Source organism: Sphingomonas caeni (genome assembly GCF_026013415.1).
In the GTDB taxonomy this organism is placed as follows: Bacteria; Pseudomonadota; Alphaproteobacteria; order Sphingomonadales; family Sphingomonadaceae; genus Sphingomonas; species Sphingomonas caeni.
On the sequence record NZ_JAPDOK010000002.1, the window covers coordinates 354,552 to 364,773 of the forward strand.

Below are 10,222 nucleotides of genomic sequence, written 5' to 3' on the forward strand. Positions count from 1 at the left end.
GCTACAGGGCGGCATGCACGAAAATGGGTCCCCAAGAAAAACTGAGTCCGCGCAAACCGGAAATGCCCTCCCGGTTGCGGCCTTGCTCGGGGGCAATGTCGCGCTGGCGTTCGGCCCCTGGTTCGTGCGGCTCGCCGATGTCGGGCCGGTCGCGGCGGCCTTTTGGCGGATCGCGCTCGCGCTGCCGTTGCTGGTCGCGCTTTGCTATGCCGGCAAGAGGCGCCCCTTCGCGGGCGCGGCTGCGCTCTGGGCGACGCTGCTGATCGGCGGGATCGCCTTCGCCGCCGATCTGGCGAGCTGGCATCTCGGCATCCTGCGCACCACGCTCGCCAACGCCACCCTGTTCGGCAATTCGGCGACGCTCATGTTCCCGATCTATGGCTTCCTGGTCGCACGCGCCTGGCCGACGCGGATGCAGGGCGCCGCCTTGCTGCTCGCGGCGCTCGGCGCGGCGCTGCTGCTCGGCCGCTCCTACGAGCTCTCGCCCAAGCATCTCGCCGGCGACCTGCTCTGCCTGCTCGCGGGGACGCTCTACACCGTCTATTTCGTGCTGATGGCGCGCGCGCGCGCGACGATGGCGCCGATCCCCGCGCTCGCCCTCTCCAGCCTCGCCAGCGCGCTTCCGCTGCTGCTGTTCGCCACGCTCCTCGGCGAGACGGTGATGCCGCACCATTGGGGAATATTGATCGGCCTCGCGCTGGCGAGCCAGGTGGTGGGTCAGGGGCTGATGATCTACGCGATCGGCCATCTCTCGCCGCTCGTCGTCGGCATCGCGCTGCTCACCCAGCCGATCGTCGCGGCGACCGTCGGCTGGCTGGCCTATGGCGAGCGGCTCGGCTGGCCCGATCTGCTCGGCGCGGTGATGGTCGCGGTTGCATTGGTGCTGGTGCGGCTTGCGCCCGACGGCGGGAGCATTAGATCGAAAGCCGAAGGAGCCGCCTGATGCTGCCGCCCGATCCGACGCTCGACGAAATCCGCTTGGGCCTTGCGCCGCTGGTCGCCGATAACGCGGCCTTCGACGGATGGAGCGCGCGCGCGGCCGAGGCGGCGGCGCGGGCATTGGGGATCGAGCCGAGCATCGCCGCCATCGCCTTTCCGGGCGGCCCGGTGGAGATGATCGACGCCTGGTTCGCGAGCATCGATGCCGCGATGGCTGCGCGCTTCACCCCCGATCAGCTCGGCAACATGAAGGTGCGCGAACGGATCACGAGGCTGGTCGAGACCCGCCTCGAGTTGGTCGCCCCCCACCGCGAGGCGCTCCGCCGCGCGGTCGCGATCCTCGCCATGCCGCAGAACCTTGGCGCTGCCGCCAGGCTCGGCTGGCGCTCGGCGGATGTGATGTGGCGCCTCGCCGGCGACACCGCGACCGACTATAACCACTATACCAAGCGCGCGATCCTCGGCTCGGTCTATGCCGCGACCGTCACCGTCTTCCTGAACGACGAGAGCGAAGGCTGGGCAGAGACGCGCGCCTTCCTCGCCCGGCGCATCGAGGGGATCATGGCGTTCGAAAAGGCCAAGGCCAAATGGCTGGGCCGCGACAGCCATCGGTTGAGCCTCAGCCGTTTCATCGGGCGGCTGCGTTATCCGGCGGTGTAATTCGCAATATTCCTATCTGGCGCCGCCCGCCTGTTATTGATAATCACTCGCATCATGAACCTCGCCACCGCGATTCCCCTGACCACCGCGCTCGCCCGGCTGACCCCGCTCAGGCCCGGCACGGTCGCGAGCGTCGACTGGAAATCGCTCACCGCCCCCGAGGCGCGGCGCCTTCGCGAGCTGGGCCTCGACGAGGGGGTCGAGGTCGAACTGATCAAGGGCTCGGGCATCCTCGGCGGCCCGGTCGCGTGCCGGATCGGACGGATGACCGTCGCGCTTCGCCGCCACGTCGCGGGTGCCATCCACGTGTCTCCGCTGGCCTAGCCTCATGAACCCCGTCCCGCTGATCGCGCTGGTCGGCAATCCCAATGCCGGCAAGAGCGCTCTGTTCAACGCGCTGACCGGTGCGCGCCAGAAGGTCGGCAATTATCCCGGCGTCACCGTCGAGCGCCATGCCGGCCGGATGGCGCTGCCCGATGGCCGCCCGGTCGAGCTGCTCGACCTGCCCGGCGCCTATAGTCTCGATCCGTCGAGCCCCGACGAGGCGGTGACGCGCGACGTGCTGATCGGCAAGCAGGAGGGCGAGCGCCTGCCCGACGCCATTATCGTCGTGGTCGACGCCTCGAACCTCGACAATCACCTGCGCTTCACGCTCCAGCTGATCGCGCTGGGGCTGCCGATCGTGGTCGCGCTCAACATGATCGATTTGGCTGAACGCGACGGGCTCAAGCTCGATTACCTAGCGCTCGAGGGCGAGCTCGGCGTGCCGGTGGTCCCCACCGTCGCTGTGCGCAAGCGCGGGCTCGACCAACTGCGCGAACGCCTGGGCGAGGTGGTGCGCGAAGGCGCGACCCGGATCGAGAAGGGCGCGGGCGTCCAGCACGATATCGTCGTGCTCCAGCGCCGCGCGCGCCAGATCGCGCTCGCCGCGACGGTTTCGGAAACCGCCGGCCGCCGCTGGACCCACCGGATCGACGCGGTCGCGCTCCATCCGGTCGCGGGGCCGGTGCTGCTGCTCACCCTGCTCTTCGTCATGTTCCAGGCCGTGTTCGCCTGGTCCGAGGCGCCGATCGGCTGGATCGAGACGCTGATGGGCTGGCTGTCCGGCGCGGTGGGCGGGGCGCTTCCGCAAGGCTTTATCCGCTCCTTCCTCGTCGACGGGCTGATCGCGGGCGTCGGCGCGGTAGTGGTGTTCCTGCCGCAGATCCTGATCCTGTTCACCTTCATCCTCGTGCTCGAGGCGTCGGGCTATATGGTCCGCGCCGCCTTCCTGATGGACCGGCTGATGGCGAGCGTCGGCCTGTCGGGCCGCGCCTTCATTCCGCTGCTGTCGAGCTTCGCCTGCGCCGTCCCCGGCATCATGGCGACGCGGACGATCAGCGACGAGAAGGAAAGGCTGACGACGATCCTGATCGCGCCGCTGACGACCTGCTCGGCGCGGTTGCCGGTCTATACCATCGTGATCGGCGCGGTGATTCCCAACGCCAGCGTGCTGCCGGGGGTGGGGATGCAGGGCCTCGTGCTGTTCGGCCTCTATGTCCTCGGCGTGATCGGCGCCTTCCTCGCGGCGCTGCTGCTGCGGCGCACCGTGACCAAGGGCGCGACCAGCGGCTTCATGATGGAGATGCCGAAGTACCAGGCCCCGCGGCTGCGCGACGTGGCGCTCGGCCTGCTCCAGCGCGCCGAGATTTTCCTGAAGCGCGCGGGCACCACCATCGCGCTCACCGTCGCGATCCTCTGGGTGCTCGCCTCCTATCCGGTCGCGGGTCCGGGGCAGAAGCAGAGCGAGGTCTCGATCGCCGGGCATATCGCGAGCGGGATCGAGGTCGTGGTCAAGCCGATCGGCTTCAACCATGATATCGCGTTGGCGCTGCTCCCCGCCATGGCCGCGCGCGAGGCGGCGGTGGCGGCGATCGGCACCGTCTATGCGGTCGACGACCCCGATGGCGACCGCGGCCAGGACAGGATCCGCTCGCAGATCGGCGCGCGCTGGAGCCTGCCGACCGCGCTCGCCTTCCTGATGTGGTTCGTCTTCGCCCCCCAATGCATCTCGACCATCGCCGTGACGCGGCGCGAGACCAATGGCTGGAAATGGCCGGCCTTCATGATCGGATACCTGTTCGCGCTGGCGTACGTGGCGGCGGGGCTCACCTTCTGGACGGCGACGGCGATGGGGCTTTAGGCTGCGATGACGGGCATCGGTTTCGATTGGGACATGGTCGATGGCGAAACCGTCACGGCGATCCTTGGCGTGGGCGAGCGGCGCATGAACGACGGTACGCTCTCCTGGGAAGCGCTTGCCTTCGCGGTCGGCGAGGCGGCGGTGGTGCTGACGGTCAATCGCGATACCGACGAAGTCGAAGTCGCGCACGGCGACGCCCCTGATGGCGCCGAATGGGCGCCGGTGGTCCCGCTCGCTGAGTTCCTCGGCAAGCCGCTCGGCTGGTCATGGGTGGGCACCAACAATCGCGGCTATCAGGACGTCTTCATGATGGCGTTCGGCAGCGTGGTCCCGCATGCACTCGATCCGCGGCTGATGTTCATCGCCGCGGGCTCCGAGCTTTCCTGCTCCGACATCACCGCGCGCTAGGGCTCCAGCTTCGAATCGTCGAGCAGCTTCGTCCGGCGATAGGCTTCTTCCGCCTCGGCCTGTTTCTGCGCCTTGGTGCGGCCGAACTTCGCGCGATTGACCTCGGCCTGCGCCGCCTTATCCACAGCCGCCTTGGCCTTGCGCATTTTGTTGAGGTTGATGATCTCGGCCATGGCGAGTAGCCCTTTCGGTCAAACCATTATCGGATTGAGGACGAAATTTCCATGGCAGGCTCGGTCAACAAGGTGATCCTGGTCGGCAATCTCGGGCGCGATCCCGAGAGCCGCAGCTTCCAGAATGGCGGCAAGGTGGTAAATCTGCGCATCGCCACCTCGGAGAATTGGAAGGACCGCAACACCGGCGAGAAGCGCGAGAAGACCGAATGGCATTCGGTCGCGATCTTCAGCGAGGGCCTCGCCAACGTCGCCGAGCGCTATCTGCGCAAGGGCTCGAAAGTCTATCTCGAGGGCCAGCTCCAGACGCGCAAATGGCAGGATCAGTCGGGCAACGACAAATATTCGACCGAGGTGGTGCTCCAGGGCTTCGACGCCAAGCTGGTGATGCTCGACGGCCCCGGCGAGCGCACCGGCGGCGGTGCCGGCACGCGCGGCGACGATTGGGGCGGCGGCGATGATTTCGCGGGCCAGTCGTCGAGCCGCGGCGGCGGTGCCGGCGGCACGTTCAACAGCGGCGGCGGGCGCTCGGGCGGCGGCGATTTCGGCGGCGGTTCGACGGGTGGCGGTTTCGGCGACGATCTGGACGACGACGTTCCGTTCTGAACGGGAGAGCGACGATGATGCGTGTGACGATCGCGGTGGGATTGGCGGCTCTGCTCGCGGGCTGCGGTGGCGGCGGCACGGCCGCGCAGGGCGGCAATGCCAGCGCAGCCCCCTCGCTCGCTTCGGCGGCCGCGGTCGCCGGCGGGGTGGAGGGCAGCAACGATTGCGCCAAGAAGCCCGATTTCGCGCCCATCTATGCCGGCGGGGTGATCAAGGTGTGCAGCTCGGCGCATTTCGACGCGCCCGCCAAGACCGCGGGGACGGTGAGCTACACCACGCCCGCCGCCCCGGCCGCGGTGCTCGCCTGGTCGAGGGAACAGGCCGGCAAGGCCGGGCTCGGCGAACGGCTCGCCACCGACAAGATGTTCTCGGCAGGCGAAGGCACCAAGCGCACGCTGATGGTGATGGCGCTGCCCGACGGATCGGGGAGCCGCGTGACGGTCAATTGGGGCAAGGCGGACTGACCGCCTAGGCCTCGACGATCTCCGCGACGCCGAACCTGCCCGCCTGATAATCCAGATAGGCTTGCCGGATCTCGTCCGCGCTGTTCATCACGAACGGCCCGTGCGCGACGATGGGCTCGTCGATCGGATCGGCATGGCCGAACAGGAACAGCGCCTGCTCCTTCGCCTCGATCGCGACGCTGTCGCCCGCGCCCAGCTCGGCGAGGTGCCATTCGGGGAGGGTCTTGCCGCCGACCCCGATCGCACCGCGCGCGGCGTAGAGGAAGACGTCGCGTCCTTCGAGCCCGTCGAACACGGCGCTTTGCCCCGGCTGAAGCGCGACGAAGCTCATGAACACGCCGGTGAGCGAATCGATCGGCCCCGTCGCGCCGCCATAGCCGCCCGAGACCAGGCGCACGCCTCCGATCAACGGAATCGCCCCCGCCTGCACCCCGGTGTATCGCGGCGCGGTCATCTTGAGCCGCGCGGGCAGGTTCACCCAGAGCTGGAGGATCTCCATCGGCCCGCCATCGCGCTTGAACGCGGCGGGCGAGACCTCGGCATGGACAATCCCGCTTCCCGCGGTCATCCATTGCACCCCGCCCGCGCGGATCACGCTCTCATGCCCCGCCGAATCGGTATGCGCGAGTTCGCCCTCGAGGATGAAGGTCACCGTCTCGAACCCGCGATGCGGATGCGGGCCGAAGGGCAGGCCGCGATTGCCGGGCGGATAGGTTTGCGGCCCGTGATGGTTGAGGAACAGAAAGGCGCCGACATGCGGACAAGCCGGCCCCGGCAGCGGGCGGCGCGTCACCAGATCGCCGATATCGTCGCGGTGCGCCGGATGGACGCGGAGCAGCTGCCGCGCGCTCACCGGTCTTTCCGCAGCAGGAAGACGGCATGCTCGGCCCACAGGTTCGCCATCACCGCCCCGGTCAATTTGTCGCCCGAGAGGAACCAGCAGCCCTCGACCACGAACCCGCGCTCCTTCACCAGCGCGCGGAAATCGTCGACCGTGACATGGTGGATGTTGGGCGTCGCATACCATTTGAGCGGCAGCAGCCGCGTCACCGGCATCCGCCCGCCCCAGAGCAGGCTCGCGCGCACCCGCCAATGCGCGAAATTGGGGAAGGAGACGAAGGCTTGGCTGCCGATCCGCAGCAACTGGTCGAGCACCCAATCGGGCCGCCGCGTCGTCTGCAGCGTCTGGCTGAGGATCGCATAGTCGAAGCTGGTATCGGGATAGTCGGCAAGATCGGTATCGGCATCGCCCTGGATCACCGACAGCCCGCGCGCCACCGCCGCGGCGACATCGCCCGCATCGAGTTCGAGCCCGCGCGCATCGCATTGCCGCTCGTCGCGCAGCGCCGCCATCAGCCCCCCGTCGCCGCAGCCGACATCGAGCACGCGGCTGCCCGGCGCCACATTGGCGGCGATGATCGCAAGGTCGGGGCGCAGGCTCATCGCTGATAGATATCCGGATCGTCGCGGACCATCAGCCGCTCGGGGTGTGGATAGGGCGTCCAGCCCAGCTTCGCATAGACGGGCTGCATGTCGCGCGTGAACAGCGCCCAGCGGCGCAGTCCCTGCAGTTCGGGATGGTCGTGCAGCGCAGTCAGCATCGCCCGCGCCACGCCTTGCCCGCGATGCGCCGGCAGCACGAACACATCGGCCAGATAGGCGAAGGTCGCCTTGTCCGTGATCACCCGCGCAAAGCCGATCTGCTCGTCCTTGCCGCCCTCGTCGGGCGCATAGGCCCCGACGCACAGCGACCCCGTAATCGCTCGCTCGACGGTGTGGCGCGGAATCCCCGCCGCCCAATAGCTGCCCGAGAGAAAGGCATGGATCAGGTCGAGATCGAGCTCGTGCGTGTCGAACGAGATGCGCGTCATTCACCCGCCCTCAGGAACCCGTCGACCACCCGGTTGAGCTCGGGCGAATCGAGCAGGAAGGCGTCGTGCCCGAAGGGCGAGGTCAGCTCGACGAAGCTCGCCGGCGCCCCCGCGGCGTTGAGCGCGTGGACGATCGTCCGCGATTCGCGCGTCGGATAGAGCCAGTCGGTGTCGAAGCTCACCAGGCAGAAGCGCGTGCACGATCCCCTGAAGGCGTTGGCGAGCACCCCGCCATGTTCCTCCGCCAGATCGAAGTAATCCAATGCTCGCGTAATGTAGAGATAGGAGTTCGCGTCGAACCGCTCGACGAAGCTGATCCCCTGGTGGCGCAGATAGGACTCGACCTGGAAATCGGCGTCGAATCCGAAGGTCTTCGCCTCACGGCTCTGCAGCTTGCGACCGAACTTGGCCGTGAGCCCGGCTTCGGAAAGATAGGTGATATGCGCCGCCATCCGCGCGACCGACAGTCCGGCCGCGGGCGGATCGCCGCGTTCGTAATAATCGCCGCCGCGCCAATTGGGATCGGCCATGATCGCCTGGCGGCCGACCTCGTGAAAGGCGATATTCTGCGCCGAATGCCGCGCGGCGCTGGCGATGACGACCGCGGCGCGGACCCGCTCGGGGAAGGTCGCGGCCCAGCTGAGCGCCTGCATCCCGCCCATCGATCCGCCGATCACCGCCGCGAGCCGGTCGATCCCGAGATGGTCGAGCAGCATCGCCTGCGCGCGCACCATGTCGCGGATGGTGATCACCGGAAACCGCATGCCCCAAGGCTTGGCGGTCGCCGGATTGACCGTCGCGGGGCCGGAGGAGCCGAGGCAGCTGCCCAGCACATTGGCACAGATGATGAAGTGCCGCTCTGGATCGACCGGCTTGCCCGGCCCCACCATCTTGGTCCACCAGCCGGGCTTCCCCGTCACCGGATGGGTCGAGGCGACATGCTGGTCGCCGGTGAGCGCGTGGCAGACCAGGATCGCGTTGCTCGCGTCGGCGTTGAGCGCGCCATAGGTCTCGTATGCGATGTCGACGGGCGACAGCAGCGCCCCGCCGTCGAGCCTGAGCGGCCCCGGCAGCGTCACCGTGCGGGCAAGACCGAAGCGCTGGTCGTCGGACATGCGCGTTGGTTAGGGGCTGAGCCGGATTCCCGCAATGCTCCCTCTCCCGTTGGGAGAGGGAAGGGGCCCGCGCCGAAGGCGTGGGAAGGGTGAGGGCGACGAAAGAAGCGCAAGGTCACCCTCACCCTTCCGCGCCTGTCGGCGCTCCCTCCCTTTCCCAATGGGAGAGGGAATCTAGGCGGCCTTGGCGAGGAGCGCCTTGCCCAGGATCGCCTCGGCAGCCATCCGCCCGGTCTGCGCCCCGCCATTCATGAAGCCCGGGAAGGCGTCCGAGACATGCTCGCCCGCGAAGATGACATTGTCCGCGCGCGCGACGCGGTGCTCGGCGGGATCCTCGGATTCGACCGAGAGCAGATGCCCGAAGCGGGTGAGCTGCCCCGGCGCCCAGCAGCTATACGCCCCCATGGTGAAGGGATCGCGGTGCCAGCCGGTGCGGCGGCACGGACCCTGCCGGGTCGCGCCCGAGAGCCCCGGGATCGCCGGATCGGTGGCGAGTGCGAAGCCATGCGCCTGCGCCTCGGGGCTCGTCGCGATATCGTCGGTCTGCTTGCCGCCCAGATACCAGGTCCAGACCGGATCCACCGCCTGTCCGGGCAGATGGACGCTGCCGTCCCAGCCCAGCGCATAGCCCTTTTCGTCGGTCTGCCACAGCTCGCCGCCCCGGCCCATCGGCTCGCGCCACACCGCTTCAGCGGCAAGCGCCTGGACCTTCTCGTTCCGGCCCATCGTGATCTCGTCGATAAAGGCGCGCCACACGCGCGGCAGCGGCACGCGGAAATCGATCTGGCGCATGATCGGCGCGGGCACCGCGACGATCACCGTATCGGCATGCGCGGTGGTGCCGTCGAGAAAGGCGAGTCGCAATCCGGGCCGGATCCCCAACAGCCTTTTGCCGGTGCTGATCCGGCTGGCATAGTTGGCGGTCATCGCCTGGGCGAGCGCGCCGCTGCCGCCCTCCATCACGAATTTCTCGTCCGATCCGCCGAGCACCTCGGCGCGCTGGCCATGGACGGTGGGCAGGTTGAAGATTAGCTGGATGCCCGAGCTTTCCTCGGGCTCGACCCCGAATTCGGTGCGGCAGCTCATCTCGAGCAGGCGGCGCACCCAGGGCTCGCTGATCAGCGCGGCATGCTTGTCGAGATAGTCCTTGAACGAAATGCGATCGAGCTCGCGCGAGACCCCCGCATAGTCCTTGTCGAGCCGGTCGGCGTCCTTGCCGATCTGCCCCGCAATCCCGCGCAGCGCGTTGGCGAGCTCGGCGTCCTCGACCAGCCGGCCATCGGCGAGGATCAGCGTGTCGTGCGGCTCGGCCTTGCGGTCGATCAGCTTGATCCCGAACCGGCTGATCAGCGCGTGCATGTCGAGATGGTCGGTGTTGACCAGCTGGCCGCCGACCTCGAACGCCGGGCCTGTCGCCGGGACATGGGTGTACATCCGCCCGCCGGTCCGCTCGCGGCCCTCATAGAGATGCGCGTCGATCCCCGCTTCGGTCAGATAATGGAGCGCGGTGAGCCCCGCGATCCCGCCGCCTATGATCGCGACCTTGCCCGGGCGCGCGGCGCGCGCGGGGCGCGGCAGCGCCGCAACCACGCCCGCCGCCGCGAGCGCCTGGAGCATCGCGCGGCGCGACATGCCCTCGCCGCCCGGCACCGGCGGCGCCTCGCCCGCCTCCGCCAGATTGCGCCGCCGCGCCGTTTCCAGTGCGCGCCAAAGCGTGCTGCTCCCCCGCATCCTCGTCTCCGACCCCTTTTGTCAGCCCCTGCCATAGACGCGACCTCCTTGCTATTGCGTAACCGTTCCGCCA

13 protein-coding genes are annotated in these 10,222 nt (G+C 68.5%); 7 read left to right on the forward strand and 6 right to left on the reverse strand.

Going from position 1 to position 10,222, the window contains the following annotated elements; translation table 11 throughout:
- Positions 1-13: 13 nt before the first annotated feature.
- Genes OF829_RS06405 through OF829_RS06425 form a run of 5 tightly spaced genes read left to right on the forward strand, consistent with a single transcriptional unit; the run spans position 14 to position 4,189 of the window.
- Positions 14-943, forward strand: a complete 930-nt coding sequence (locus OF829_RS06405) for a DMT family transporter (RefSeq protein ID WP_264939151.1) — start codon at positions 14-16, stop codon at positions 941-943.
- Positions 943-1,599 (forward strand): COQ9 family protein, encoded by a 657-nt coding sequence (locus tag OF829_RS06410; protein WP_264939152.1) that lies wholly within the window; start codon positions 943-945, stop codon positions 1,597-1,599. Before OF829_RS06405 ends, OF829_RS06410 begins: the two co-directional genes overlap by 1 nt.
- A 54-nt stretch (positions 1,600-1,653) precedes the next feature.
- A complete protein-coding gene (locus OF829_RS06415) occupies positions 1,654-1,923 on the forward strand; it encodes a FeoA family protein (RefSeq protein WP_264939153.1) in 270 nt (89 codons plus the stop codon).
- 4 nt (positions 1,924-1,927) lie between these two features.
- On the forward strand, positions 1,928-3,781 hold the full coding sequence (gene feoB, locus OF829_RS06420) for a ferrous iron transporter B (RefSeq protein ID WP_264939154.1): 1,854 nt from the start codon (positions 1,928-1,930) through the stop codon (positions 3,779-3,781).
- Positions 3,782-3,787: 6 nt separating this feature from the next.
- A complete protein-coding gene (locus OF829_RS06425) occupies positions 3,788-4,189 on the forward strand; it encodes a DUF6334 family protein (protein ID WP_264939155.1) in 402 nt (133 codons plus the stop codon).
- Here OF829_RS06425 and OF829_RS06430 read toward each other — a convergent pair.
- The gene (locus OF829_RS06430; protein ID WP_264939156.1) at positions 4,186-4,362 is read right to left on the reverse strand and encodes a DUF4169 family protein; all 177 of its coding nucleotides are present in this window, start codon (positions 4,360-4,362) and stop codon (positions 4,186-4,188) included. The genes OF829_RS06425 and OF829_RS06430 overlap by 4 nt on opposite strands.
- Before the next feature lie 51 nt (positions 4,363-4,413).
- Between OF829_RS06430 and ssb the strand changes: the two genes are divergently transcribed.
- A complete protein-coding gene (gene ssb / locus OF829_RS06435) occupies positions 4,414-4,968 on the forward strand; it encodes a single-stranded DNA-binding protein (protein WP_264939157.1) in 555 nt (184 codons plus the stop codon).
- Positions 4,969-4,982: 14 nt separating this feature from the next.
- Positions 4,983-5,432, forward strand: a complete 450-nt coding sequence (locus OF829_RS06440; protein WP_264939158.1) for a hypothetical protein — start codon at positions 4,983-4,985, stop codon at positions 5,430-5,432.
- A 4-nt stretch (positions 5,433-5,436) separates the two neighbouring features.
- Here the strand turns inward: OF829_RS06440 and OF829_RS06445 are convergent, their stop codons facing one another.
- From OF829_RS06445 to OF829_RS06465, 5 genes are all read right to left on the reverse strand, one after another.
- Complete coding sequence (locus OF829_RS06445) at positions 5,437-6,285, reverse strand: pirin family protein (protein WP_264939159.1); 849 nt, start codon at positions 6,283-6,285, stop codon at positions 5,437-5,439.
- On the reverse strand, positions 6,282-6,875 hold the full coding sequence (metW, locus tag OF829_RS06450; RefSeq protein WP_264939160.1) for a methionine biosynthesis protein MetW: 594 nt from the start codon (positions 6,873-6,875) through the stop codon (positions 6,282-6,284). The genes OF829_RS06445 and metW overlap by 4 nt, the downstream gene beginning before the upstream one ends.
- Positions 6,872-7,303, reverse strand: coding sequence for a GNAT family N-acetyltransferase (locus OF829_RS06455; protein ID WP_264939161.1), 432 nt, complete (start codon positions 7,301-7,303; stop codon positions 6,872-6,874). The genes metW and OF829_RS06455 overlap by 4 nt, the downstream gene beginning before the upstream one ends.
- Positions 7,300-8,418, reverse strand: a complete 1,119-nt coding sequence (metX, locus tag OF829_RS06460) for a homoserine O-acetyltransferase MetX (RefSeq protein ID WP_264939162.1) — start codon at positions 8,416-8,418, stop codon at positions 7,300-7,302. The genes OF829_RS06455 and metX overlap by 4 nt, the downstream gene beginning before the upstream one ends.
- A 174-nt stretch (positions 8,419-8,592) precedes the next feature.
- Entirely contained in the window at positions 8,593-10,149 is a 1,557-nt protein-coding gene (locus OF829_RS06465; RefSeq protein WP_264939163.1) for a flavin monoamine oxidase family protein, read from the reverse strand.
- Positions 10,150-10,222 lie beyond the last annotated feature (73 nt).

What these genes read in the sequence shown, in the direction of transcription:
- OF829_RS06465 (WP_264939163.1), bottom strand. Translation starts at nt 10,149, where the DNA reads ATGCGGGGGAGCAGCACGCTTTGGCGCGCACTGGAAACGGCGCGGCGG.
- ssb (WP_264939157.1), top strand. Translation starts at nt 4,414, where the DNA reads ATGGCAGGCTCGGTCAACAAGGTGATCCTGGTCGGCAATCTCGGGCGC.
- metW (WP_264939160.1), bottom strand. Translation starts at nt 6,875, where the DNA reads ATGAGCCTGCGCCCCGACCTTGCGATCATCGCCGCCAATGTGGCGCCG.
- OF829_RS06415 (WP_264939153.1), top strand. Translation starts at nt 1,654, where the DNA reads ATGAACCTCGCCACCGCGATTCCCCTGACCACCGCGCTCGCCCGGCTG.
- OF829_RS06440 (WP_264939158.1), top strand. Translation starts at nt 4,983, where the DNA reads ATGATGCGTGTGACGATCGCGGTGGGATTGGCGGCTCTGCTCGCGGGC.
- metX (WP_264939162.1), bottom strand. Translation starts at nt 8,418, where the DNA reads ATGTCCGACGACCAGCGCTTCGGTCTTGCCCGCACGGTGACGCTGCCG.
- feoB (WP_264939154.1), top strand. Translation starts at nt 1,928, where the DNA reads ATGAACCCCGTCCCGCTGATCGCGCTGGTCGGCAATCCCAATGCCGGC.
- OF829_RS06455 (WP_264939161.1), bottom strand. Translation starts at nt 7,303, where the DNA reads ATGACGCGCATCTCGTTCGACACGCACGAGCTCGATCTCGACCTGATC.
- OF829_RS06425 (WP_264939155.1), top strand. Translation starts at nt 3,788, where the DNA reads ATGACGGGCATCGGTTTCGATTGGGACATGGTCGATGGCGAAACCGTC.
- OF829_RS06430 (WP_264939156.1), bottom strand. Translation starts at nt 4,362, where the DNA reads ATGGCCGAGATCATCAACCTCAACAAAATGCGCAAGGCCAAGGCGGCT.
- OF829_RS06405 (WP_264939151.1), top strand. Translation starts at nt 14, where the DNA reads ATGCACGAAAATGGGTCCCCAAGAAAAACTGAGTCCGCGCAAACCGGA.
- OF829_RS06410 (WP_264939152.1), top strand. Translation starts at nt 943, where the DNA reads ATGCTGCCGCCCGATCCGACGCTCGACGAAATCCGCTTGGGCCTTGCG.